The organism is Pedobacter jamesrossensis (genome assembly GCF_042650905.1).
GTDB lineage: Bacteria > Bacteroidota > Bacteroidia > Sphingobacteriales > Sphingobacteriaceae > Pedobacter > Pedobacter jamesrossensis.
The window spans coordinates 45004-70745 of the sequence record NZ_JBHSBY010000037.1 but is presented as its reverse complement, the minus strand read 5'-3'; the positions used below and the strand labels follow the sequence as shown (position 1 = coordinate 70745).

Annotated in this window: 19 protein-coding genes; 9 read left to right on the top strand and 10 right to left on the bottom strand. The window is 36.0% G+C overall.

The genetic code is table 11. The annotated features are described in order from the left end of the window. Positions 1 to 302 precede the first annotated feature (302 nt). Positions 303 to 1139: an N-acetylmuramoyl-L-alanine amidase gene (locus tag ACFOUY_RS08470; RefSeq protein ID WP_378960073.1), complete on the bottom strand. Its 837-nt coding sequence runs from the start codon at positions 1137 to 1139 to the stop codon at positions 303 to 305. Positions 1140 to 1252: 113 nt separating this feature from the next. Between ACFOUY_RS08470 and ACFOUY_RS08465 the strand changes: the two genes are divergently transcribed. Next, a complete protein-coding gene (locus tag ACFOUY_RS08465) occupies positions 1253 to 2935 on the top strand; it encodes a dipeptidyl-peptidase 3 family protein (RefSeq protein WP_378960072.1) in 1683 nt (560 codons plus the stop codon). Positions 2936 to 3408: 473 nt separating this feature from the next. Beyond that, on the top strand, positions 3409 to 5850 hold the full coding sequence (locus ACFOUY_RS08460) for a TonB-dependent receptor domain-containing protein (protein WP_378960071.1): 2442 nt from the start codon (positions 3409 to 3411) through the stop codon (positions 5848 to 5850). 188 nt (positions 5851 to 6038) lie between these two features. On the opposite strand, the gene ACFOUY_RS08455 is transcribed toward ACFOUY_RS08460, so the two are convergent. The 3 genes from ACFOUY_RS08455 to ACFOUY_RS08445 all read right to left on the bottom strand — a co-directional run bounded on the left by ACFOUY_RS08455 (position 6039) and on the right by ACFOUY_RS08445 (position 10036). Further along, positions 6039 to 6554, bottom strand: a complete 516-nt coding sequence (locus ACFOUY_RS08455) for a hypothetical protein (RefSeq protein ID WP_378960070.1) — start codon at positions 6552 to 6554, stop codon at positions 6039 to 6041. A gap of 115 nt (positions 6555 to 6669) precedes the next feature. Beyond that, positions 6670 to 9507 carry a carbamoyl-phosphate synthase large subunit gene (gene carB / locus ACFOUY_RS08450; protein ID WP_378960069.1) on the bottom strand — a complete coding sequence of 946 codons (2838 nt, stop codon included), beginning with the start codon at positions 9505 to 9507 and terminating at the stop codon, positions 6670 to 6672. A gap of 211 nt (positions 9508 to 9718) precedes the next feature. Beyond that, positions 9719 to 10036, bottom strand: coding sequence for a carboxypeptidase regulatory-like domain-containing protein (locus ACFOUY_RS08445; protein WP_378960068.1), 318 nt, complete (start codon positions 10034 to 10036; stop codon positions 9719 to 9721). Between the two features lie 494 nt (positions 10037 to 10530). On the opposite strand from ACFOUY_RS08445, the gene ACFOUY_RS08440 reads away from it, so the two are divergent. From ACFOUY_RS08440 to ACFOUY_RS08420, 5 genes are all read left to right on the top strand, one after another. Further along, positions 10531 to 11064, top strand: a complete 534-nt coding sequence (locus tag ACFOUY_RS08440) for an AAA family ATPase (RefSeq protein ID WP_378960067.1) — start codon at positions 10531 to 10533, stop codon at positions 11062 to 11064. 818 nt (positions 11065 to 11882) lie between these two features. Next, a complete protein-coding gene (locus ACFOUY_RS08435; RefSeq protein WP_378960066.1) occupies positions 11883 to 14324 on the top strand; it encodes a TonB-dependent receptor in 2442 nt (813 codons plus the stop codon). A gap of 277 nt (positions 14325 to 14601) precedes the next feature. Then, positions 14602 to 15234 (top strand): thiamine phosphate synthase, encoded by a 633-nt coding sequence (locus tag ACFOUY_RS08430; RefSeq protein WP_378960065.1) that lies wholly within the window; start codon positions 14602 to 14604, stop codon positions 15232 to 15234. Positions 15235 to 15348: 114 nt separating this feature from the next. Continuing rightward, complete coding sequence (locus ACFOUY_RS08425; protein WP_378960064.1) at positions 15349 to 15909, top strand: thiamine pyrophosphokinase; 561 nt, start codon at positions 15349 to 15351, stop codon at positions 15907 to 15909. Beyond that, positions 15906 to 16400: a GNAT family N-acetyltransferase gene (locus ACFOUY_RS08420; RefSeq protein WP_378960063.1), complete on the top strand. Its 495-nt coding sequence runs from the start codon at positions 15906 to 15908 to the stop codon at positions 16398 to 16400. The genes ACFOUY_RS08425 and ACFOUY_RS08420 overlap by 4 nt, the downstream gene beginning before the upstream one ends. A gap of 157 nt (positions 16401 to 16557) precedes the next feature. Here the strand turns inward: ACFOUY_RS08420 and ACFOUY_RS08415 are convergent, their stop codons facing one another. From ACFOUY_RS08415 to ACFOUY_RS08395, 5 genes are all read right to left on the bottom strand, one after another. Then, positions 16558 to 17865 carry a M20/M25/M40 family metallo-hydrolase gene (locus ACFOUY_RS08415; RefSeq protein ID WP_378960062.1) on the bottom strand — a complete coding sequence of 436 codons (1308 nt, stop codon included), beginning with the start codon at positions 17863 to 17865 and terminating at the stop codon, positions 16558 to 16560. Positions 17866 to 18167: 302 nt separating this feature from the next. Beyond that, entirely contained in the window at positions 18168 to 19994 is a 1827-nt protein-coding gene (locus tag ACFOUY_RS08410) for a M61 family metallopeptidase (RefSeq protein ID WP_378960061.1), read from the bottom strand. Between the two features lie 785 nt (positions 19995 to 20779). Next, positions 20780 to 21727: a nitrilase family protein gene (locus tag ACFOUY_RS08405; RefSeq protein WP_378960060.1), complete on the bottom strand. Its 948-nt coding sequence runs from the start codon at positions 21725 to 21727 to the stop codon at positions 20780 to 20782. 65 nt (positions 21728 to 21792) lie between these two features. Then, positions 21793 to 22596, bottom strand: a complete 804-nt coding sequence (locus ACFOUY_RS08400) for a helix-turn-helix transcriptional regulator (protein ID WP_378960059.1) — start codon at positions 22594 to 22596, stop codon at positions 21793 to 21795. 169 nt (positions 22597 to 22765) lie between these two features. Further along, positions 22766 to 23890 (bottom strand): DUF4407 domain-containing protein, encoded by a 1125-nt coding sequence (locus ACFOUY_RS08395; protein WP_378960058.1) that lies wholly within the window; start codon positions 23888 to 23890, stop codon positions 22766 to 22768. A 123-nt stretch (positions 23891 to 24013) separates the two neighbouring features. Between ACFOUY_RS08395 and ACFOUY_RS08390 the strand changes: the two genes are divergently transcribed. Then, positions 24014 to 24331 carry a rhodanese-like domain-containing protein gene (locus ACFOUY_RS08390; RefSeq protein WP_378960057.1) on the top strand — a complete coding sequence of 106 codons (318 nt, stop codon included), beginning with the start codon at positions 24014 to 24016 and terminating at the stop codon, positions 24329 to 24331. A gap of 149 nt (positions 24332 to 24480) precedes the next feature. After that, a complete protein-coding gene (locus ACFOUY_RS08385; protein ID WP_378960056.1) occupies positions 24481 to 24678 on the top strand; it encodes a DUF6358 family protein in 198 nt (65 codons plus the stop codon). On the opposite strand, the gene ACFOUY_RS08380 is transcribed toward ACFOUY_RS08385, so the two are convergent. Further along, the gene (locus ACFOUY_RS08380; RefSeq protein WP_378960055.1) at positions 24644 to 25687 is read right to left on the bottom strand and encodes a dipeptide epimerase; all 1044 of its coding nucleotides are present in this window, start codon (positions 25685 to 25687) and stop codon (positions 24644 to 24646) included. The genes ACFOUY_RS08385 and ACFOUY_RS08380 overlap by 35 nt on opposite strands. Positions 25688 to 25742 lie beyond the last annotated feature (55 nt).

The window sequence follows — 25742 nt, the reverse complement described above, 5'->3', positions numbered from 1 at the left end:
ATTCGCAGTCACCCACGACACCCTTGTCTCTGGCTAACACTTCCTACTGCTAAGCGTGTTCGGGACTTTAACCCTATAGTTGATTGCCATGCCCGGCGCACCACAGAAGAACACGGATAAATCTATATTTATCCGTGTTTTTTTATGCTTAAATATTGCATGAGAACACAAAATCTATCTTAAATACACCGAAGATAAGGGAGATTTACACGGACTATTTTCGACACTAGTTAGCTGAATTTGCGAGACTTGGAAACCACAAAATTTCCCTGTGATTTCTTTGTTTCTGTAACAGAACCTCTTTAATACTTCGTGTAAACATTATAAAGAACCAAAATATCAACTGGCGTTAGTTTTGGAGACAGATCGGTTTGAATAAAGTGACGCTTAAATGCAATAATAGCGGCACCTAAATCACTGGTATCATAGCCCATCAGTTTCAACGCGTTTGTAGTATCAAAATCAACTGGCGGATTTACAAGTACATCGTCATACCAATAGCCAAAACCTTTAACGGCCAATTTTTTCCAGGGAAAATTATTTGGATCTGGTTTACGCTTAGGCGCAATATCTGCATGGCCAATAAAGTTTGCAGTTGGAATATTATAAGTTTTCTTTAAAGTAGTTAATAGCTTAATCAAACTATTAATTTGTGCATCAGGCCAAATATCTGTAGTTCCGTTATTATCTAGTTCGATACCAATTGATGAAGAATTCAAATCTGTATCCTTTCCCCATTTACTTATTCCTGCGTGGTTAGCACGTAAATAATCATTAACCATATGCACAACTTTCCCATCACGACTTACTACATAATGCGCACTCGTAGCCGCTTTAGTAGAATGGAATGTTTTAATGGTTTGAGCCAAACTATCTTGAGCCGTATGATGAATAATAACAAAATTTGGTTTACGAATTCCAAAGTTTACAGAACCAATCCATTGCTGGTTAGCAGCATTAACAGAATCATAAAGCTGACCTTCGGGTGGGGTTGCCATTATAATTTTCGAAAACCCTTTTGCTTTCTCTTTATAAACCTTTTCGGTAACGGCATATTTATTGGTACTACACGCTGAAATAAAAAGAATCAGGAGAACGGAAAGTGATAAACGATTTTTTGTAATAATTGTTAATAGCATAATGTTTTTATTAAAGGAATGAAGGTACAAAGTTATGTTAAAGTATATCCTTTACATCAAACTTTATACAAAGGTTTTAAATTTTACTAATTTAGCGGCGATATAATTTAACAATGAAAAATTTATACAAAACAAATATATTATTATCAGCTCTTGCAATAGCTGCAGCTTTATTTTTTGCATGTAATAATACTGCTCCATCTAAGGATGATAAGACAAAAGTTATTATCCAAAAAGATAGCTTAACTGAATATGTTGCCCAGCGTTTACCAATTTACGAAAGGGTAAAATTAACAACTAACATTAATCAACTTAGTGTAAACGATCGTAAAGTTTTGCCTCTGTTAATTCAGGCTGCGGAAATTATGGATGAGTTATACTGGAAACAAGCTTATCCTCAACGCGACAGTTTGCTCGCAACCATTAAGGATGAGAAAACAAGAGATTTCGTTAACATTAATTATGGCCCATGGGATAGATTAAATAACGACAAACCTTTTGTTACAGGAATTGGTACTAAACCAGAAGGCGCTTCATTTTATCCTTACGGGATAAGCAAAGAAGAAATAGAAAAATCGACGTTGGCGGATAAGTTTGGTGCCTACTCGGTAATTAGGAAAGACAGCACAGGAAAGTTAAGCACAATACCATATCATGTTTTATTCGCGTCTGAGTTACAGAAAGCATCTTCTTTATTAAAACAAGCCGCTTTAGTAGCAGAGGATTCTGGCTTAAAAAAGTATCTAAACCTTAGAGCTGATGCATTAGTAACAGACAATTTTACAGCAAGTGATTACGCTTGGTTAGATATGAAAACCAATGGTTTAGATATTATTATTGGTCCAATCGAAAACTACGAAGACAAGCTTTTTAATGCCCGTACAAGCTACGAATCTTATGTGCTAATTAAAGACAAAGAATGGAGTAAGCGTTTAGCTAAATATGTAAAAATGCTTCCAGAATTACAGAAAAACCTACCTGTTGCTGCAAAATACAAAACAGAAACACCAGGAACTGACTCTGAACTAAATGCTTACGATGTTGTTTATTACGCAGGCGATTGCAATGCAGGCTCTAAAACCATCGCTGTTAATTTACCAAACGACGAGAAAATTCAACAGGAAAAAGGAACCCGCCGTTCGCAGCTTAAAAATGCAATGCAGGCAAAATTTGAGAAAATATTAGTACCTATTTCTAAAGAACTAATCGATGCTGAGCAACAGAAATACATCAAGTTCGATGCCTTTTTTGCAAACGTAATGTTTCATGAAGTTGCACATGGTTTAGGCATTAAGAAAACAATTACTGGTAAAGGATTTGTTCGTGCAGCTTTGAAAGAACAATACAGCTGGTTAGAAGAAGGCAAAGCTGATATTTTAGGTTTATACATGGTAACTGGCTTGCTTAAAAAAGGCGAATTGCAAGGTGATATTAAAGATTACTACACCACTTTTATGGCGGGTATTTTACGTTCGGTGCGTTTTGGCGTTTCAGAAGCGCATGGTAAAGCCAATATGCAATGCTTTAACTATTTTAAAGAAAAAGGCGCTTTTGAACGTACAGCAAAGGGAACTTACAAAGTAAACTTCGAAAAATTTGCTTCTGCTATGAACGATTTAAGCGCATTCATAATCACACTTCAAGGTAATGGAGACAAAGTTGCAGTTGAAAAAGCTCAAAAAGAAAAAGCTAATATATCGGCAGAATTGCAAAAAGATTTAGATAGATTAACAAGAAAAAACATTCCTGTTGATCTTGTTTTTGAACAGGGCGTGGACATTCTTGGCATGAAATAAAATCATAATTTTTGAATAAGGAGCCGTTGATTATTAGGTTTTGATACCCTAATAATCAACGGCTTTTTGGTGTCTGCTATTTCGAGAATATTTACTTTGTTATTTAAGCCTGACAGTAGAGGAAATTCTTTTAAACTGCAGAAGTTACCTCTCCTACTTACTCGGCTATGAAAAAGATATTTCCAAAGCGAAATAAGCTATTTTAAAAGATTGAAGCAAAAGGAAGGACTGCAATAGCCATAAACCTCTGACAATCAATTTCAAATTATAATAACGATTAAAGTTTATATTCTTTTTTTAAAAACCTTGTAACCTTTTAAAAAAACGGTCGTCTTACTTATAACTAAACAACAGAAACCGTTCGTTTCTGTGCTAAACTTTAAAATAAGAGAGCAAAAAATTGGAAAGCGTATGCACATGCGTTATAGAAATCTTTTTGCCCGAATTTTTTAAATTAATAAGACCTAAAATCAATGAAAACTATTTACAAATTATCCATAATAATGATTGCTTTGCTCTTTACAGGCAACTTATATGCGCAGACGACATCGAAACCAAATGTTACGGGCACTATCCTCGATGAAAATAAAAAACCTGTAGATTATGCAACAGTTGTGCTTTATAAAGCTGCCGATTCCAGCATTGTAAAAACAGGTTTTACAGACCAGAATGGTGCTTTCGGTTTTGCTGTAGCAAGCAAAGGAAGTTATTTCTATAAAGCCAGCAATATGGGCTACAAAACCACCAAAAGTAAAATTGTAACGATTGCAGAAGAGAATCAGAAAGCAGATTTTGGTTCGGTTCAACTAGTATCTACTTCTCAAAATTTAAAGGAAGTTACCATTGCTGTAACCAAACCATTAATCGAAAGAAAAATGGATAAAGTGGTAATGAATGTTTCGAGCAGTGCTGTTATGACGGGCTCTAATGCGTTGGAAGTTTTACAAAAAGCTCCTGGTGTTTCCGTCGATCAAAATGACAATATTTCCATGCAGGGAAAACAAGGCGTTTTAATTCAGCTTGATGGTAAACAAACTTATATGAGCAGTGCAGATGTAGCAAATTTACTGCGGAATATGCAAAGCTCGGAGATTGAGACTATCGAACTGATTACAAACCCATCATCCAAATACGATGCATCTGGTAATTCAGGCATTATCAATATCAAAACCAAAAAAAGTAAAGCAGGCGGTACAAACGGAAGTGTAAATGCGACCGCTGGATACGGAAAAAACTTTAGAGGAAACGCAGGGTTAAATCTTAATCATAGAACAGAAAAATTAAACCTTTTTGGAAATTATAATTATGGCAGAACCAAACGTGAAAATACAATTGCTATCGACCGGATCTCAAACGGCACGCCCGATACATATTTTATGCAAGATGGTTTAAGCAATAGAAAACAACAGAACAATAACTTTAAAGCAGGCTTGGATTATTTTATAGATAAGAAAAACACTATCGGTTTGTTGGTAAATGGTTATTTCAACAGCGGAACAGAGTTTGCAACGAATAACACATTAATTGGCCCATCTTTTCAAACAGTAGATTCTACACTAGCATCTACCAGTTTGCAAACCAACAAGTATAATAATATTGCATATAACCTTAATTATAAGTCGATTTTAGATACTGCTGGTTCAGAAATTTCTGCAGATTTTGATTATTCAAAATATAGTGGAAATGATGGTTCAGATTATACAAACGACTACTTGTTTGCAAATGGGAATAGAATTCGCCCTATAAATTATACTAGAAATAACACGCCTTCTAAAATTGACATTAAAGCATTTAAAGTTGATTACAATGTTGCTTTAAGCAAAACGATAAAGCTTGAGGCTGGGTTAAAAAGTAGTTGGGTTAAAACCGACAATGATTTGCAGGCTGAAGAACTTTTAAATAATATTTGGCAAAACGATACTCGCCGAAGTAACCAATTTGTTTATGATGAGAATGTAAATGCTGCATATACAAACCTAAATAAACAGTTTAAAAACACAAGTATTCAGCTTGGTTTAAGAGTAGAACAAACCAACTCTAAAGGGAACTTAATTACAACGAATACAGTTGTAGAAAGAAGTTATTGGGATTTCTTTCCAACCTTATTTGTTCAACAAACACTTTCAAAAAACAATCAGTTAGGTTTCTCTTACAGCAGAAGAATTGACCGCCCGAGCTACGATGCCTTGAATCCTTTCATTTATTACTTAGACCAATACACATACAATCAAGGTAATCCGTTTCTAAAACCTCAATATACTAACAATTTAGAGTTGAGTTATACCTTAATGCAGAAGTATATGTTATCAGTGGGTTATAGTAAAACAACTGATGTAATCACGGAAGTTTTGTTACCAAATGAGGCTCAAAAAGCATTATATCAAACCAATGCGAATCTTGCTAAAAATATCAGTTATAATGCAAATTTGAATATTCCGGTAACGATAGCAAAATGGTGGTCTATGAACAATAACCTAAACATTTTCTATCTAAGTTTTGAAGCACCCGATTTAGCCGGACAAGCATTAAAAACTGGCAAAACTTCGTTTCAATTTAAATCGCAACAAAGTTTTACCATAGTTAGTGGCCTAACAGCAGAGTTAAATGGTAGCTACGAATCACCATTAGATTATGGTACTTTAAAACTTAAAGAAAGATATTCTATTGATGCTGGTTTGAGTAAATCCCTAATGAATAAAAAAGCAAGTTTAAAGCTGGCTCTATCAGATATATTTAACACTTACAAAAATAATTTATCGAGTGGTTATCCTGGCTTAAAATACGAGGTTCGCCAGAAAAACGAAAGCCAAATTGGTAGAATAAGTTTCACTTACCGATTTGGTAAAAATGAAATCAAGCCTGCTCGCCGTCGTTCTACAGGTTCTGAATCTGAACAAAATAGAATGAAAAATTAGATTAATAGGCCTTCGGTTGAAGCCGGATGGTAATAAAACGCTATAATTTTACCCCATGGTCTGTGTAGTCACAGACCATTTTTATTTATAAAGTTCATATTAAAGAATAAATAAACTGCTAGTTTTAACCAGTAAAAACGTTAGTTGTAGCAGAGTATGGAGCAGGCTTAACGATTGAAAATCCCATATTAAATCCGCTCAATAAAGGAGATACTGAATCCCTTAAAACAATCGTCAGCACAGTTTTTGGGTATGTAACCACAACTAGACATCATGCCATTATTTTTGGCTTCAAAGGATGTTTCCACATCATCTCTTTTTATTAATAATTCAGTTTTTGCTTTTTCATAAATTTCATCGAGCGTTAAAATTAGCCCATAATTTTTGTGGCTATTTAGTTCTTGCTCGTTCTCCTCCCACTCTTCATGTATAGTGATTACATTAGCCGGTTGATTAACTGTTTTAGCAATATACGCTCGCTGTATAACTTTGCCACCTTTTACAGTTATTGTAGTTTGCGTAGATGAGCCTGTCCATGAATTAGTAACCAATTGATATTTATAATAATTGCTCGCAGAGGCTTTAAAATTAAGCCAGATTTCAAAGCTTTTATCAAATTCCTTACGATGTTCAATCCCTTCTTTTTTACAACCACTGATGGCAAAGGCTAGTAATAAGACTAATACATTAAGATTCCTTTTCATAGTTGTTTTTTTAATCAAAACGTAGATTTTAGATTAAACGCTACAAAAGAGATTTAAGGTTGAAATGCCAACTCATAAAAAACAAAAAGGGCGATGTTTCCATCGCCCTTTGTTATTATTTGCTCAAATACATTGATTTGTCTTTGTAAAGCTTACGGAAGTAAGGGTCTTCCAAATCTTTAATGAAACGAATGGCTTCACCAGTAGATTTCATTTCCGGACCTAATTCCTTAGCAACTTCAGGGAATTTCTCGTAAGAGAAAACCGGTTCTTTAATTGCATAACCTTTAAGCTTACGTTCGATAGTGAAGTCTTTCAATTTCGCTACACCTAACATAATTTTAGCAGCGATGTTGATATAAGGAACATCATAAGCTTTCGCGATGAAAGGAACCGTACGAGATGCTCTCGGATTCGCTTCGATTACGTAAACTTTCTCATCTTTAATCGCAAACTGAATGTTTAATAATCCGATTACATTTAAAGCTTTCGCAATTTTAATTGAGTATTCTTCCATTGATTTAGTTACCTTTTCAGGTAAGCTAAACGTTGGTAATACTGCGAATGAATCTCCAGAGTGAATACCTGCCGGCTCAATGTGTTCCATCATACCTACAATGTGAACATCATCACCATCAGAAATCGAATCAGATTCTGCTTCTTCTGCTCTATCTAAAAAGTGGTCGATTAAAACCCTGTTTCCAGGTAAATCGCCCAATAATTTAACTACTGCTTTTTCAAGGTCTTCATCGTTGATTACAATGCTCATTCCTTGTCCGCCTAATACGTAACTTGGGCGAACCAATACCGGGTAACCAACTTCGTTTGCTACAACAATTGCTTCTTCAGCATTTTCTGCAACACCGTAACGAGGATAAGGAATATCCAATTCTTTTAATAAATCAGAGAAACGACCACGGTCTTCAGCTATATCCATATTCTCGAAAGATGTTCCGATAATTTTGATACCATGCTCAGTTAGCTTTTCAGCCATTTTTAAAGCGGTTTGACCACCTAACTGAACAATAACACCCATAGGTTTTTCTAATTCGATAATTTCACGAACATGCTCCCAGAAAACTGGCTCGAAGTAAAGTTTATCAGCCATATTAAAATCTGTAGAAACCGTTTCAGGATTACAGTTAATCATGATGGCTTCAATACCCGATTCCTTAGCCGCTAATAATCCGTGGACACAAGAATAATCGAATTCGATGCCTTGCCCAATCCTGTTCGGACCAGAACCCAATACGATAACTTTTTTCTTATCAGATGAGATTGATTCGTTCTCCTGGTCAAACGAAGAATAATAATATGGTGTTTGCGCCGGGAATTCCGCAGCACAAGTATCAACCATTTTATATACTCTGTTTATTCCTAAAGCCTTACGGCGGTCATAAACTTCATCTTCAGTAACGTTCCCCAACAACCAGGCAATCTGAATATCAGAGAAACCTTTTTGCTTCAACGTCATGAAGAAATCCTGAGGGATATTGTTTAATGAATATCTTTTTAATTCAGTTTCTAAAAGAACTAAATCCTGAATTTGATTTAAGAACCATTTGTCAATTTTAGTTACCTTACGGATAGATTCCAAAGGCACACCCATTGTCATAGCGTCTTTTATTAAGAATAAACGGTTCCATGACGGATGCTCCAAACCGTCCATAATTTCTTCAATATTGCGAACTTGTCTGCCGTCGGCGCCTAAACCAGCACGGCTAATTTCTAAACTCTGACAAGCTTTTTGCAACGCTTCTATAAATGTACGGCCAATTGCCATTACCTCGCCTACCGATTTCATTTGCAAACCGAGCTCTTTGTTTGCCCCTTTAAATTTATCGAAATTCCAACGTGGAATTTTAACGATTACGTAATCTAAAGTAGGTTCGAAATATGCAGAAGTGGTTTTTGTAATTTGATTTTCTATTTCATCTAAGTTGTAACCGATTGCCAATTTTGCTGCAATTTTAGCAATTGGGTAACCAGTTGCTTTACTTGCTAACGCTGATGAACGCGAAACACGAGGATTGATTTCGATGGCGATAATGTCATCGTTAGCCGGGTTTACCGAAAACTGAACGTTACAACCACCAGCAAAAGTACCAATAGCACGCATCATTTTAATGGCTTGGTTACGCATTTCCTGATAACAACGGTCAGATAATGTCATAGCCGGTGCAACTGTAATCGAATCTCCTGTATGAATACCCATTGGGTCGAAGTTTTCAATTGAGCAAATAATGATTACGTTATCATTGCTATCTCTTAACAACTCCAATTCATATTCTTTCCAGCCTAAAACAGCTTGTTCTACTAAAACTTCATGCGTTGGCGAAGCCTCTAAACCGCGTTTAAGTGCCGCATCAAATTCTTCTTTTTTGTGTACAAAACCACCACCAGAACCACCTAATGTATAAGATGGGCGAATTACCAATGGAAAACCGATTTCTTGAGCGGCTTCTTTACCTTCTAAAAATGAGTTGGCAATTTTTGATGGAGCTACACCTACACCTATATCAACCATTAACTGGCGGAAAGATTCACGGTTTTCGGTTTTTTCAATGGCAGCAACATCAACGCCTATCACTTTAACACCGTATTTTTCCCAAACACCACGTTCGGAAGCTTCTACACAAAGGTTTAATGCAGTTTGACCACCCATTGTTGGCAAAACAGCATCAATTCTAGGTAAATCAGTAGAGTCAATGTGCTCTTGAAGAATAGCTTCAATTGAATCAACAGTCAAAGGACGAAGATAAACATGGTCGCCAATAACTTTATCCGTCATAATTGTAGCCGGATTAGAGTTGATAATGGAAACGGTAATTCCCTCATCTTTTAAAGATAGGGCCGCTTGCGAACCCGCATAATCAAATTCGCAGGCCTGCCCAATAATAATTGGGCCCGATCCGATAATTAGTACTGAGCGTATGGAAGTGTCTTTAGGCATGATAAAGCTTAAACAATAATTAAAATTCTAAAGTTGATGACCCTTTTCAGGTGAAGAAGCAAGGAGGTTTTTTGCTTTTAATGAGGAAAATCCCAACTGTTCTGTCGGGATGCAAAGATACATCTTTAGAAGTATTTTAAGTTGATTTTTTTCAAAATAAAAAAGAGGATAATATTAACCCTCTTTTTAAATTTTTCTTTTGCCTAAACGGCTATTGTTGCAATTTAATTTCGCCTAAATCTGTTGTTGAACTATCTTTTACTGCAACGTTTTCTATCGTCGCATCTTTATAAGGCGCATTCCCTTTTATCCAAACTTTATAAACGCCCTCTTTAAGGTTAATAAACGTGAATATTCCTTTACTTACTTCTGCTCTTAAGGTATCGGTTCCGGCAACTAATGCAACCTGAGCTACACCTTCTGGTGGGCTTATCTTTCCGGTTATTCCACCAAGCCTAATTTTTGTAGATCCAAAAACAACGAGCGATATCACCATCATTACAGCCATTACTAAACTTAATTTTTTCATAACGATAAATATTTTAGGTAAACAATTAATTATAAATGTTCTAAAAGTTAAATAGTGTTAAATATAAACGAAGGCTGGCACAAAAAGTTTCAAAAAATGAACAATTATTTGAACACTGTACATTTAGTTGAACAAAATATTATACATGCTAAAACCATTTAGTTTTATATTTAAATACATTTGAATACAATTGCCCGCTAACTATCGCTACAAGTCATGCTTACGTCACGAAAGCATTAAGTTCTAAGAATTGGCAATAATGTTGTAATAACATTCATGTATTTGCGTTTTGTAAATACTTTAGTTTGATCTAAAGCTTCCTCGCGGAGTAGTTAACCGCAATGAGGATTTCTTCATAAATAGTTTGTTTGGTTTATTATCCGGTTAGAGGAGCCCTCCTCAACCGGATTTTTTCTTTAATGTTCTTTTTGTTTATATTTTTGAATCTTGAGGTAATTTATTTTTAACTTCTACCCCTTTACAGTTACCATATTTTGAATAAATTGATTAAGAAAATAGCAGTAGTTGGCCCTGAAAGTACAGGTAAATCTACTATGTCGCTTCTTTTAGCAAACCATTACAAAGTTTCCTGGGTACCAGAATATGCCCGCTATTATTGCGCAAACTTAACTGCGCCGTACACACTCCAAGATGAAGTGAATATGTATTATGGTCAAATTTCATTGGAGGATGCTGTATTAGCAATAGCTAATGATGATTTTGTAATCTGCGACACAACATTTATCACCGTTAAAATATGGAGTGATGAAGTTTTAGGAGAAACGCCGAAAGTTGTTTTAGAAGCTTTAAAAGACAGAACTTATGATTTATACTTGTTAATGGACATCGATTTGCCATGGCAAGATGACCCGCTTAGAGATTTCCCTAACCAAAGAGAATATTTTATGGAAATTTGGCAGAAAGAACTAAAAGCACTTAACGCAAACTATAAAGTAGTTGGTGGGATTGCAGAAAAGCGTTTAAAAAACGCTATTGCAACAATTGATGAATTCTTGAAAATTTCTTAAAAAACAAAACTTCCCTATTTTCAGAAAAAATATTTTTAATCATATAACCTGATTACTCCTTGAATTGGGAAATACTTCCGATAGAAAGTGCTCATGGGGCTTTCTAAAAAAATCAGAAACTAAGTTGATCTCTAACGCTAAAGTTTCTTCATACTTAGCCAGTATATGCTCTTCTAGTTACCAAATTACTAATACTTGTGTATATAGTTTACTAATAACATACTTACTTCTTATTAGCAGTTAATTCGTTGCTGAAACGCATTTGGTTCGGGGTTGTGACAATTGTATCCGAATAAACTACGTCCTAACTACAACTTAAATTTATCGGAATAGTAACTCAGCTGTGAGCCTAAAGTTAATTGTTTATAAGCGAAAGGGGCAACCTGGAAGCAAAGCGAAATAATAGAATAAAAGGTAAATTATCGAAACGATTGTAACTTCGAATGCTGATGGATTTAGAGCGTATTTTTTGGGAAGGATGCCGAGCTAAAAATTCAATTATGCAACGAAATTTTATTTCTAACCAAAAGATAAATTTTTCTTTTGAATATATTTTCTACATTTGTCGCATCATTAGGGGTGCCTTGTTTTAAACAAACACAAAAACAGGCTGAGATCATACCCATTTTATGGTGAAAGGTAAAAGGTGAAAGGTAAAAGGTTCTGCAAATGTCAAACCCTAAGCCCTAAACCTCTAAAACCTAAACCTTAAATGCACCTGATCCGGGTAATGCCGGCGTAGGGATTGGAGTTATGGAAGTTTAACTGAAATCGGGAGTACCCCTATTTCCGATGGGTTTAACTAAAAACAATTAAAATTGAAAAAATTACTTTTTGCAGCAATTACTGCAATGTTGCCATTCTTTGCTTTGGCACAGATTTCTGTTACAGGAAACGTTACAGACAACAATCAAAAAACCTTAGCAGGCGCAACCATCAAATTAAAAAACCAAAGAACAGCGGTACTGAGCGATGCCAACGGAAATTTCAGTTTAACAAACCTGGCTTCGGGCAAGTATGTAATTAGCGTGAGCTATCTGGGGTATAAATCAGCCGAAAAAACGATTGATTTAAACCAAAACCTTTCGATTAATTTCAGTTTAGTGCCCCAAAATTTCTTAGCAGACGAGGTAGTTGTCAGAGCAACCAGGGCTAATGAAAAATCGGCTACAACTTACAAAAACGTAAGTAAAGCAGAAATTCAGGAAAATAATTTTGGTCAGGATTTGCCTTTTATTTTACAAAATACACCAGGTGTTGTGGTTAACTCTGATGCTGGCGCTGGTGTGGGTTATACCGGAATCCGCATCCGCGGTAGCGATAATAGCAGGATAAATGTAACGGTAAACGGTATCCCAATGAATGATAGTGAAAGCCAGGGAACTTTTTACGTTAACATGCCAGATTTTGCCTCATCTGTTGATAATATTCAGATTCAGCGTGGTGTTGGTACTTCAACAAATGGCGCAGGTGCCTTTGGGGCGAGTTTAAATATTCAAACTACGGCAAGTGAGTTAGAGCCATACGCAGAAGTAAACAGTACTTACGGAAGTTTCGATACATGGAAAAATACGGTAAAGGTTGGAACAGGCTTAATTAATAATCGGTTTAGCTTTGATGGTCGTTTATCCAGAATTAGCTCTGATGGTTATGTTGACAGAGGTTCATCTTTATTAAAATCTTATTTCCTTTCTGGTGCTTACCACGGCAATAAAGATTTACTTCGCTTAAATGTTTTTGCAGGGACTGAAAAGACGTATCAATCGTGGAACGGTATTCCTGAATCGAGATTAAACAATGATGTTGCTGGAATGCAGGCTTATATTGATAGAAATGGTTTAAGCGCGGAAGATGCAGCAAATCTGCTTAATTCTGGCAGAACTTATAACAGTTTTTTATACAACAACCAAACAGACAATTATACTCAAAGTCATTATCAGTTGCTTTACGCCAGGCAGTTTTCTGATAAATTCTCGTTCAATGGTGCTCTACACTACACACAAGGTGCTGGTTATTATGAAGAATACAGAGCTGATAACAAGCTAAGCGATTATGGCTTAAACCCTGTGGTGATAGGAACAACAACAATATCAAGAACAGATTTAATTCGTCGCAGATGGTTAGACAATGATTTTTATGGTGTTACTTATGCTTTCAATTATGTCCCTGAAAAGAGCTTGAATTTTACTTTAGGCGGTGCATATAACGAGTACAAAGGTGCGCATTTTGGGCAAATTATTTGGGCACAATATGCATCTAACGGAAATATAGACAGGCATTATTACGACAACGATGGTTTTAAAACCGATTTTAACACCTATGGAAAAGTAAATTATAGTCCGATTGAGGCTTTAAGTTTATTTGCAGATTTGCAATACCGCCGCGTGTATTACGACATTGCCGGAACGGAAAATAAATTAAATACTTTAGCTATAAACGAAACCTTAAATTTCTTTAACCCCAAGTTTGGCGCAACATATTTCATTAATACGCAAAGTAATTTATACGCATCTTTTAGTGTAGCAAACAAAGAGCCTAACCGTAACGACTATACCGATGCGCCAGTTGGCGTTTCTCCAACACCAGAACGATTAAATGATGTTGAACTTGGCTATCGTTTTAAAAACACACAATTTAATTTAGGTGCAAATGCTTATGGTATGTTCTACAAAAATCAATTGGTAGAAACCGGAAAAATTAATGATACTGGCGGAAACTATCGCCAGAACGTGGATAAAAGTTATCGCTTAGGAATTGAGTTAGATGGTTCTTATACGATTAGCAAATCTTTTGCTTTAAATGCGAATGCCGCATTGAGCAGAAACAAGATTAAAAACTTTACCGAATTTTATGATGATTACGATAACGGCGGACAAGTGGTTAACAATTATGCTTTAACCAACATTTCGTATTCGCCATCGGCAGTTCTTTTTGGTGAGTTGGTTTATAAACCTGTTGCTGGCTTTGCTCTTGCTTTACAAAGCAAATATGTAAGCAAGCAGTATTTAGATAATACACAGAACAATGATAGAACCATTAACGGTTATTGGGTAAGCAATGCCCGCTTAGGTTACGACTTTAGATTTGCAGGTGTTAAAAACGTAAATTTGGGCTTACTCGTTAATAATCTTTTCGATAAGAAATATGAAAGCAATGGTTACACCTATGGTTATCTTTCTGGAGGAAGCAGAATAACCGAAAACTTCTATTACCCACAAGCCGGAACTAACTTTTTGCTAAGTTTGAATGTTAAGTTTTAATAAAGCAGAAAGATTAAAGACTAAAGCGAAAATCACACTGTCTCGTCATTGTGAGGGTTAATTTATTTCATAAAAATCAGTATAAGTGACGTTAACAGTAAGTAAACTAAGGGAATGAATGATTATGTTCTGTGAAGACACAGACCATGGAGCAGCTTAGATTTTCTTAGGTGCCTTAGATGGTTTAAAACATTATACAAAACCGTCATTGTGAGGCACGAAGCAATCTTTATTAATTGAGATTGCTTCGTGCCTCGCAATGACTATTTTTACAGCCATGAAATACATAGAAAAGCTTCAATACATCACACACGATATTCCACATTTAACCCACATTGAGCAGGTACAAAATGCTTGCGAAGCAGGTGCAAAATGGATTCAATATCGTTGTTTAAGCAAAGCTGATGATGAACTTTTAAAAGACATAAACGCCATTGCCGAAATTTGTGATGACTGGGGAACAACTTTAATCGTTACCAACCACATTCATTTAAATGGCAAAGCCGATATTCAGGGTTTTCATATTGAAGATATGACCGCAGATTTCATTGCATTGCGAAAACAAGTTGGAGAAGATATTACTTTAGGCGGATCTGCTAATACGGTAGAAAATTTAATCCGTTTAGCTAACGAAGGTGTTGATTATGCAGGACTAGGTCCTTTTTCTACAACCGAAACTAAACCCAATGATTTCCCACTTTTAGGAATCGATGGATATACTACTGCCGTAATTAAATTAAAAGAGCTGAATATCACATTACCGATTTTAGCTGTTGGTGGAATAAAAATTTACGATGTAGAAGCACTTATGCAAACCGGAATTTACGGAATAGCAGTTTCTGGATCTATAAACTTTGCAGATGATTTTATAGAAGCCTATCAGGATTTTTACGAAGCGGTGAAAGTCTAAGAATTGCTAACAAGTTTAATTACTTCAGGAGATTGATTTTTAAATCTCACAGATTAAGCATCCAAAAATCTAAAATCGTAATTCTAAAATCTGAAATTAGTTTATATTCGCAATATGTCTTCACACCATATTGTAAAAGAAAAACAAGAGCCAGCCTTATATATTGATGAGCTTGGAAATTTTAATGAGGAACTTTTAGGTCAGCTGTTAGAATGGAGCCCAACGCTTTTGGTAAGTGGCGAAAACTACGAGAAAATTATTTCTTTAGGTTTAAAAGTAGATGTTTTAGTTAACGGCAAAGAAACCGGAACCCAGGAAGACACCAAATTTGTTCATGGTTTGGTAGATGATTTAATGGTCGCCATGAATTATCTATACGAAGAGAAATTTCCGGCGGTTAATGTGATAACAACTAAATTCGACCTCGAAAAATTTGCGGGTTTTGAAGATAAAATTAATCTGGTTGTTTTTACCGAAAAATCGAAACACTACGCCATTAAATCTGGCTTTTCTGTTTGGAAACCTGCTGGAAGCGAATTTTTAATTCATGGTAACAGATATTTTGAAGTTACCAACCTAATGCAAAACGAGGAAGGTATTTTTGAAGTTGTTAATGATGGCTTTGTAGAATTCACCTTTTCAGGTCAACCGATTTTTATTAGTGAACCAATATGATTACCATTAGAAAAGCTAAAGAAGAAGATTTAGAAATCATCCGTGATATTGCTACCGAAACCTGGCCTGACGCTTATTTAGATATTATTGGGCAAAAGCAGATAGATTATATGTTAGATAAAATGTATAGTCGCGGCGAGTTACTAAAGCAATTAATGGATGGCCATATTTTCCTAATTGCAGAAGATGGTGGAAACCAATATGGATTTGCAGGTTACTCCATTATCGATCACGACGAGCGAATTTACAAACTACACAAACTCTACGTTTTACCATCATCACATGGCAAAGGCGTTGGCAAAATCCTAATCAACGAAGTATTTAATCAGGTTAAAGATGCCGGAGCTTCTGCTTTACAGCTCAACGTAAACAAAAATAACAAAGCCAAAGAGTTCTATTTAAAAGCAGGTTTTACCGTTAAAGAATCTGTAAATCTTGATATTGGCAACGGTTATTTTATGGATGATTATGTAATGGAATATAAGTTTTAGAATTCAGAGATTCACGATAAAATCGTGTTGTTGTTTATGCGCTCGGCAAAAACGAACGCAAGCTAGAAAACTCTCCTCCTGTATTCAGATAAAAGAAAGCCACAGATTATCAGATTTAAAGTAATCTGTGGCTTTTACATTTAAAACTATTTATTAATTACTGTTTCAGCTTAGGGATTCTTGTTGGCGTATCCGTTCCGTTTACAATTGAAGTTGCACTTTTTGCAATCGCTTTAATTGTAGATAAAATATTTTCTACATCTAAAGTGCTGTATTCATCTTTTACGGTATGATAAAACTTATCAATATCAATTTTATCCGTACTAATAGTATGTGCCGGAACGCCTAATGCAGCAAGCGTTGCATTATCACTACGGTAAAATAAATTTTGTTCTGGATATGGGTCTGGGTGGAAAGTAAACTCCGTTCCAGTTAAGTTTTTCTGTAAAATTTTTCCAAAATCAGAACGCTCATAACCGGTAATAAAGGCTGTATTTTTACCAAACTTGGAGTCTTTTCCAATCATCTCGATATTAAACATGGCAACAACATCATCAGGATTTAATTTTTCTGAAAAATATCTTGCACCAAAACCACCAATTTCTTCGGCGGTAAAAGCAACAAAAATTAAAGTACGTTCGTTATTTTTCTGCGCTTTGTAATATTTCGCTAATGCAATCATTGCCGTGGTTCCCGATGCATCATCATCCGCACCGTTTGCAATACTATCGCCATCAACCGACTTAGTTATCCCCAAGTGATCATAATGACCAGAAAACACCACCAATTCTTTTGCTTTTGATTTTCCGGGAATCATACCAGCAACGTTAAAAAGCGGCAATTTTTCTGTTTTGTTTTTTACCTCAACGTTAAATTCCTTCGCCTCATTTACCCCTAAAACAAAAACCATTGCATCTTGAGTAGGCGCTTGCATGTCTTTTTCATCTAAAATTGCTCCACGACCAGAAAACGATTTGTAACGTTTAAAATCAGCAGCAAATTTTTCGTTAACCAACACAATTTGCTTTTTACCTGCACGGCTGAGTGCACGATACTGAACGGCAAAGGTTTTAGCTGTATCTAATTTCACAACACCATCACCATTGGTTTGATTAAATGAAACTGAAGGCGATTTCCCCGTTACCAGAATATTTTCCTGAGAAATCGTTTGTCCATCAATTACCAGTTTTGTAGGCTCTGGACTTAATTTAATTTTGTAAAAAGTTTGACGGAAAGATTCAGCACCTGTTAGTGGTTTTAAACCAATCTTTTTAAATTCGGATTCGATAAAAGTTGCGGCTTTATCAATGCCTGGCGTAAATGTACCACGGCCTTCCATATCATCAGCACTCAACGTTTTGATTAAATGGTCGGTATATTCCCGGGTAATGATTTTATCGATGTTTTGAGCGCTCAACTGCAAAGTTGCCATGCTGGCCAGCGCAAAAAAGAAAAGTTTTTTCATTTGTTTAAATTCTATTTTTTTATTTGTGATAAATGGCTATCTCAAAAGTGATTTCTCAGATTTATTAGCAGAATAAATATTTCGACTGGCCCTCATTCCCGTAAAAACGGGAATCTTAAAGCGAAAGAAAGGTTAATATATACAGCCCAACTAAAGCACTAAGATACCCGATTAAGCTGAGCATGACGACACCGCCAGATTTAATCCCGATACAAATTTCGAATATGCTATTCTGAAACAGCTACTTCATTAATTATAAATTTAAGTTGTGCTAATTTAGGGTTTTGGTTTGGTTATTATTTTTATTTCACCTGAGAATTTAACCAGCTATCTCTAAAAGCCTGCATCTCTTTTGTTAAACTTCCTCCGGTTTTTTCTATGGAAACAATTTCCATTGCAGGGTTTTCTGCAAATGTAAGTTTTGTAGATTTTGCTTCTCCGTGGTAGCTATAATTTACATCAACTACATCACCTGGTTTATGCGAATCGGTTACTTTAGTTAACGTAGCCTGATCTTTAATTTCAACGCCATCAATTGTTAAAAGGATATTATTAAAATCTAAGCCCGCAGCGTATGCAGGCGTTCCAACGGTGGTTTGCGCCAAAATGGCCTTTCCATCTTCGAAAGACAATCTCCCTAAGCCTGTATAAGCTTTTCCGGTACTTGCCTTACGTAAAACATAACCAGCATTTCGCAAAAGCTTCGCATAATCATTCTTTTCGGTTCCGTAAATATATCTTTTAAAGAAATCGGCTGCAAAAGCAGGGTTTTTAGTTAAAATACCTAAAGTTTTCTCCAAGTCAGGAACTGTATATGCAATTTCTGGTTTGCCATAAGCTTTCCACAAGGCCCTCATGTAATCATCAAGCGTAAGCTTAAAATCAGAACGTAACCGTAAATCGAGCGCTAAAGCTGTAGCTGCACCGTAGGTGTAATAAGAAAGGAAAATATTGCCCTTGTTTGTCTGGTCGATTGCAACACCTGCATCTGCAAAAACCGCATATCGACTAGCCTCTATCGGCGAATAATTTTTTGCTCCTGGCGAATTTAAAACTGCGTTAACTAAACCGTTAAAGGTTTGTGCCGCATTATCTACTGTTTTAAAACCTGCTCTGGTTAATAGTAAAGAGCCGTAATATTGGGTAAATCCTTCGGCCAACCAAAGTTCGTTGCTAATATCAGAATGGGTAAAATTAAAAGGCTCTAAAGTTTTCGGGCGAAGGCGTTCTACATTCCAACTGTGGAAATACTCGTGCGAGAATGTGCCAAGTAAATTAGACTCGTAACCTTCGATTTTTGGTGTACGCTGAACAATCACCGTAGAATTCCTGTGTTCCATGCCATCGCCTGCATAATCGGGGTAAACATCATGAAGGAAATAATAATTTCCATAATCGTAAGTCGGAAACTCGCCCCACACTGCTAAATGCTCATCAACCATTTTCTTAAGCATTTCTGCATAATTATCAATGGTTTTCTGCTCATCTTTCGAATGGGAAATGATATGAATGGTTTGCATTTTCCCGTCTGTATTTTTAACCTGCCAACTTGCCGTTTTATAATCGGCAATTTCTGTCGGGCTATCCATAAAATACTGAAGGTTGGCCGCATAATATGTGTTTTTACCCATCGGCTTTAACTGTGTGGCAACCTTCCAATTTTCTTTTTCGTTATAATTAAATTTCACCAAACGTGGTCTGGCATCCATACCTATAGGAAAAGCAAAGGTTGCCGGAATGTTCATGTGTGCATGGGTTTCATCAAACCCTGCATAAGTTCCATCAATCCAGTTTCCGAAAAGTGTGTAGGTAATCTTTACACTTTTACCATGCTCGACAATTTCATATTCGTCGCCTGCCGGCCGATTAATTTTAAGAGCTTTGCCATTTACATCAAAGGCTTTAAGGTTGTAAACATTTTTTCCAAACTCATGTGTTGCATATCTTCCGGGCGATGAGCGGCTCATTCTAACTTTTAAAACGCCTGCCGGAACATTCGGAATTTGCATCGTTATTTCTGCTTCGTGGTGAACAGCGTTTGGGAATGAGATGCTGTAACTGATTTCATTTTGAGCGAAAACGCCAAGCGATAATAACATGACCGCAGCGGTTCCTAAAATTTTCTTCATAAAAAGGGGGTTTGATGGGCTTAAATTACAAAAAATGGAAGATGTATTATGTAATATGGTTGATGTAAATGGGATTGATTTAGAAACTATTAAATATTGGTGAATAATTCATTTCATAAAAATCATTTGTGAATGATATTCTCAAAAAGTCGTCATTGCTGAGGCACTAAGCGATCTCATTCAAAGGATATATTGAGAAGAAATTGCTTCAGCCGACAAAAAATCTGCTTCACAATGACGAGACTAAATATAGTCAATAGTGGAACGATTTATTAAATTGAAATACTTTTGAAGTATTAAATATAGTCTTACCACAATTGAATATTTAACAGCTTTAACTTTATCAAATACGCATTATCAAAAACCTAATTTCTAATTTGATTAATGAAATGGGTTTAAGAGAAATTAATAGTTCTGCTAATTTATTAAAAAGCCAGCAACCTGTTTCTAATGAATGGTTAGAAACCAATATTAATAAAGCAGGGAATAGTGATAAATTATAATTCGATCCATTTGGAAGTACTGGAACTTACGAAGAAGATAGCAGTAAAATCAAAGCAAAAGGTGCAAGTATCCACCTGGTCACCTGACTAACTGTCAAATATGATAGCGAATACCCTCCATTTTAGATCAAATAAACAATTCCGCCCAAGACATCCTGTACTACAGATTCTAAGTAGCCGCATCCAAGCCTTCATCATCTTTAAGGCATTTTATAACTAACGGATAAGCTCAATAAGATCTCCATATTCTACAATTTTAGTGTTTTGAAAAGCCACGAAGAATTACTTTTTCAGCCAGGCAACCTGCTGATCCGCGGTATGTGGTGAGGCTAATATTTCCCCGTAAAGCTCCGGCCTTCTGGCCTTTTTATATCGAAATCCACCTGACATTTTTAGATCATCTTTACACATCTCAGCGACAACGAACTCATTTTCCATTGTTCTGCATTCAGCTAAAATTTCTCCGAAAGGGTTTAGAATCATCGAGCAGCCATTTTTTAATTGGTCATCATCCATGCCTATCGGATTACAAAATATCGCATAAATTCCATTGTCGTAAGCGCGAGCAGGAAGCCATTTCATAAGCCAATTCCGCCCTTTATCACCATCAAATTCTGATCTTAGTATGGCAGCATTCTTGTCCTTTTCCTTCCAAAGGTCCGCATCTACAAATCCTGCACCAGGGCGAGGAGATGGTGTACACATTGTTACATGAGGCATAAAGATTATTTCTGCACCAAGCAAGGCCGTTGCCCTGACATTCTCTATTACGTTATTGTCATAACATATTAAAATGCCACATTTCCAACCTTTGATTTCAAAAATTGTATATGCTGTACCTGGCAATAGGTTAGAATTGATGAAAGGATGAAGTTTTCGATGTTTAGCGATGAGCCCTGTCTCATCAACGCAAACATATGCTTTAAACATATTTTCATGATCATCCTTTTCAAAAAGCCCAGCAAGAATTGTGATTTTATACTTTTTCGCCATCTCAACTAGAGCGGTTACAGAAGGGCCGTTTGGTATCACCTCTGATAAGGCAAGCATTTCGCTCCGGCTAAGTTTTCTTGCGAATGAATAGCCCGTTACAGAACATTCATGAAAGGCAATAACCTCAACCCCCGAGGCTGAGGCTTTACGAACCATTTCTTCGATTACAGAAAGGTTATAAACCTTGTCGCCGCTAGCATTCTCGAATTGGGCAGCAGCTACTTTTAAATTTTCCATTATACTTTTTGTACAAATTTACCTAGTACAAAATTACGGGTATTGGATGTTTCCGACAAAGCGAGTTAACCTCTGAAGCTAAAAAGATTTATTGCCAATGGATCAGAGGAGGCTAGATATTTTAAGGGTGAGGTACCCGTGATTTCTTTGAAGCTGTTGTTGAGGTGGGCCTGGTCATAAAATCCTGCTTCAAGTGCTGCTTGTACCTGAGTATATACCTGGTTGGGGTCTCTTAATAGTTTTAAATAATGATTTATACGCAGTATCCCACTTAGTTTCTTTGGAGAAATGCCTATAAAACGATCAAACCTCCGCTCCAATAGCCGCTCACTTACAGATAGGCCGCGCAGTAGCTCATTGATGCTGATTTTCCCATGACTCTGCTTCATAAGATATAGGCTTTCTCTCAGCAATTCATCGGTTGGCGGCAAGTTTGATAAGAGATCGAAGAAAAATTTTTCCAACTCTTTTATAATTTCATTCTCATCACTTAACCCTTCTACAGCCGTTTTTAAGATGTGAGCACTTGTACCCAACAAAGTACTTAATGGTAAGATGCAGTTTTTCAGCACGTTAGGCTTTATCCCACTCAAAAACGCGAGCGCGTAAGGCTGAAGAACAATAACTATCATTCCGCAGGCTGGCGGTGGAGGGATAATAATAGGATGCTCCATTAACCCATAAGCAACGGGTTCGCCCTTTTGAAGTTCTTGATTTTTAAGGAATGGAAGCCGGGAATAAGATAGTGGTACAACGATGCCTGGACTGCCATCCGAAAAAAATCTCATCACAGAATTGCTTATAGAAGGGTAATAGATTAAAAAATGCCTTATAATAAGCTTAAGGCCATCTGATGGAACTATTTGCATATGATAGATTAATTTTCATCACCAGGCTTGCAAAATTTTCAATTTGCTGAAGCTCTTAAGTGATTAGTAGTTTATATAGCTCAACAAAATTTCGGCCATAGTATTGTTGAGCTTCTAATTTATCAAAAAATGGTCTTTTTCTAATAATACAACTAAATATAGATTCCTACTACTCCTTATCCCAATCGTATTTCTCCAAATCCCGATATGCCCTGCCTTTTAATATTTCCTTTTGTTTTGATGACTCCGAATCAACCCGGGTTTCGTGAATGTTATCGGCAACTTCCATCCTAAAATCTTTATTTTTCTTTGATTCATAAATATCGGCTTCATCGCCATCTGCCGTAACATAATCATAAGGGCCACGAGCGCTCATCAGTTTTACAAAAACAGGCAAACATTCGAAGAAAATAAATAATAAGCCTATAAAAGTAACTGCAAGCGCTGTATTGTTATCTCTTGTACCGTCGGCATTAAATTTCAGCTGACCTAAAGCCCAGTTTCTATCTGCAAAACCAGCAATATTTGCCAAACTATCTAATTGTGGTTTTGTAAAAAGCTTTTCTGCAAACAAACCATCGAACTGTTTTCGTTTATCAATAAAAGATTCAGATTTATTGATGTTGGCTTTCAAACTATCAAGCTCTATCGTTCGTTGTTTTATTTCTTCTTCTTTACGTTTCGCAAATGGGCCATAACCCAAAACACCAGAAGTTTCGGTTGTTTTATTTCCAAAAATCTCGAAATTTAGCTTTTGTCTATCAGCCTTTATACCTTTTTCCAACGAATCTCTGGTCGCTTTTTGTTGGTTCAAACGCCCAAATTCAACCTGATACTTATTTTGAAAAGCCTTATTTAAAGTGTCAATTTTGGAACGCTGGCCGTTTAGGTAACTCACCTTTAAACGCTCTTTAATTTCTTTATCAAAAATCTTCAGCTCAATTGGCCTGGATATTACGATACCAATCATAATCGCCAGCAGAATTCGTGGTGTAGCTTGTAAAATTTGTTTATTGGTTGATGCACTTTTATTTAGGCTGGATACGATATATCTATCCATATTAAAAATTGCAGCGCCCCACAAAAAGCCAAAAATTAAAGCAAATATTACCGCTAAGTCATCGCCTTTAAAAACGAAATACATGGCATATCCGCCAGATAGAGCGGCAAATAGGCCTGTAAAGAAGATTGTGGCTCCAATGCCTGCATATTTATTTTGTTCGGTAGAATACTTTTCCAGTGTCGGGATGTGAGCGCCGGAACAAAACCAGAAAAAGCGGTTAAGTTTGTTCATAAAAATTATTTATAATTAAACGCCTGAGGATTAAATATGTTACAGAATATATTAAAATTATAAGGTGTTTTTTAATCATTTACCTTATGCTGTTTTTTCTATCTTTGTAGAAATAATTTTCACATGAAAGAAGTATCAGTACAAGAGTTAAAAGCTAAAATCGATAATAAAGAAGATTTTCAGCTGATTGATGTTCGCGAGACATTTGAATATGAGGTTTCGAACCTTGACGGAGAAAATATCCCTTTAGGTGGTATTTTAATTGAAGCTGATAAAATTTCGAAAGATAAGCCAGTTATCGTACAGTGCCGTAGTGGCAAAAGAAGTGCTGCTGCAATTATGCAATTAGAATCGCAGTACGGTTATGAGAATTTATATAATTTAAAAGGTGGTATTTTGGCTTGGCAAGAAGCTTTTGATCCAAATATGCAGGTATATTAAGAATAACCAATAAATAAATTCCAATTATCAAACTATGCAAGTTGTTAAAGTAAATTCTTAAACATTCTTTCGTTATACAATGTTTGATAATTGGTTATTTAGATTTGGTGATTAAACAATAATTTTAACACAAGATAAATCCTCTAAGTGTGGGCAAAAAATTCGCATTAAATATTTTCTACAATCTTGGTATCATCCTATCAATTTTTGGAATAATCTGGTGTTATAACAACAATAAATATCTTCCGGGTGCTTTTTTAGTAGGAACTGGCGCTTGCCTTTTCTATTTTAAAATTCAGTTAATGAAAGATATTAAGAAGTCGTATAAGGAAAAAGATCAGGACTAACCCCTTCTAACCCCAATCCGGGTAAATTTTTCAAAATATACTTGCCTTCTTCAAAAGCTGGATTAGCAAAAGGATTATTTTTGGTTAACCATGGCCCGTCCAAATCTGCCCAGTTACAAAGTGGTGCTAATGCCGCCGCTGCTAAAGTTGCACAACTGGTTTCGCTCATGCAGCCAATTAAAACTTTCATTCCGAAAGAACGAGCCTTCAAAATCATTTGATGACCTTCGTACATCCCGCAACTCTTCATCAGTTTTACGTTAATACCATGATAAGCACCTTTTAGCATATCCATATCGGCGAGTCTTTGTACAGCTTCATCTGCCAATAAAGGAATCGGACTTCGTTCCGTTAGCCAGGCATTCCCATCCAGATTATGCTTATCCATCGGTTGCTCTATTAAAACCACGCCTTTATCATGTAGCCAATAAATTAAATCAATTGCTTCAATCTTATCTGTCCAACCCTGATTGGCATCAACATAAAGCGGCACATCCGTCATCGTTCTAATGGTATCAATTATCTCCTTATCGTTATCTCTGCCTAGCTTAACCTTAATAACTTTAAAAGCCTCTGCATCCTTTAGCTTCTCTCTGATAACTTCTGGCGTATCGATACCAATTGTGTAAGAGGTAACGGGCATTTTTGCCAAATCTGCACCGTAAATTTCATAACAAGGTTTATTCAAAATTTTTCCGTTGACATCATTTAATGCAATATCAATTGCCGCTTTTATTGCAGGCTGACCAGGAGCAAGACTATCGAGATAAGAAATTATCTCCCCGAAATTAAACGGATATTGAATTTTATTCCAATCTACAAGCTTTAAAAATGCATTTGCACTCTCATAGCTTTCGCCCATATAAGGCACCATAGATGCTTCGCCATAACCAACAACATCTTCATACTGAATTTTTAAAAGCATCAGTGGTGTGCTGGTTCTGGTAAATTTAGAGATAGAAAAAGGATGTTTTAATTCTAATTCAAACTGCTTGCAACTTATCTTCATTATCAATCGTCTATTAAATAAATAAGGCGTATTACGCTTTACAAAGGTATATTTG

Coding starts and splice junctions, on each gene's coding strand:
- ACFOUY_RS08470 (WP_378960073.1), bottom strand. CDS start 1,139: ATGCTATTAACAATTATTACAAAAAATCGTTTATCACTTTCCGTTCTC.
- ACFOUY_RS08380 (WP_378960055.1), bottom strand. CDS start 25,687: ATGAAGATAAGTTGCAAGCAGTTTGAATTAGAATTAAAACATCCTTTT.
- ACFOUY_RS08390 (WP_378960057.1), top strand. CDS start 24,014: ATGAAAGAAGTATCAGTACAAGAGTTAAAAGCTAAAATCGATAATAAA.
- ACFOUY_RS08445 (WP_378960068.1), bottom strand. CDS start 10,036: ATGAAAAAATTAAGTTTAGTAATGGCTGTAATGATGGTGATATCGCTC.
- ACFOUY_RS08465 (WP_378960072.1), top strand. CDS start 1,253: ATGAAAAATTTATACAAAACAAATATATTATTATCAGCTCTTGCAATA.
- ACFOUY_RS08430 (WP_378960065.1), top strand. CDS start 14,602: ATGAAATACATAGAAAAGCTTCAATACATCACACACGATATTCCACAT.
- ACFOUY_RS08425 (WP_378960064.1), top strand. CDS start 15,349: ATGTCTTCACACCATATTGTAAAAGAAAAACAAGAGCCAGCCTTATAT.
- ACFOUY_RS08420 (WP_378960063.1), top strand. CDS start 15,906: ATGATTACCATTAGAAAAGCTAAAGAAGAAGATTTAGAAATCATCCGT.
- carB (WP_378960069.1), bottom strand. CDS start 9,507: ATGCCTAAAGACACTTCCATACGCTCAGTACTAATTATCGGATCGGGC.
- ACFOUY_RS08410 (WP_378960061.1), bottom strand. CDS start 19,994: ATGAAGAAAATTTTAGGAACCGCTGCGGTCATGTTATTATCGCTTGGC.
- ACFOUY_RS08415 (WP_378960062.1), bottom strand. CDS start 17,865: ATGAAAAAACTTTTCTTTTTTGCGCTGGCCAGCATGGCAACTTTGCAG.
- ACFOUY_RS08395 (WP_378960058.1), bottom strand. CDS start 23,890: ATGAACAAACTTAACCGCTTTTTCTGGTTTTGTTCCGGCGCTCACATC.
- ACFOUY_RS08400 (WP_378960059.1), bottom strand. CDS start 22,596: ATGCAAATAGTTCCATCAGATGGCCTTAAGCTTATTATAAGGCATTTT.
- ACFOUY_RS08405 (WP_378960060.1), bottom strand. CDS start 21,727: ATGGAAAATTTAAAAGTAGCTGCTGCCCAATTCGAGAATGCTAGCGGC.
- ACFOUY_RS08455 (WP_378960070.1), bottom strand. CDS start 6,554: ATGAAAAGGAATCTTAATGTATTAGTCTTATTACTAGCCTTTGCCATC.
- ACFOUY_RS08460 (WP_378960071.1), top strand. CDS start 3,409: ATGAAAACTATTTACAAATTATCCATAATAATGATTGCTTTGCTCTTT.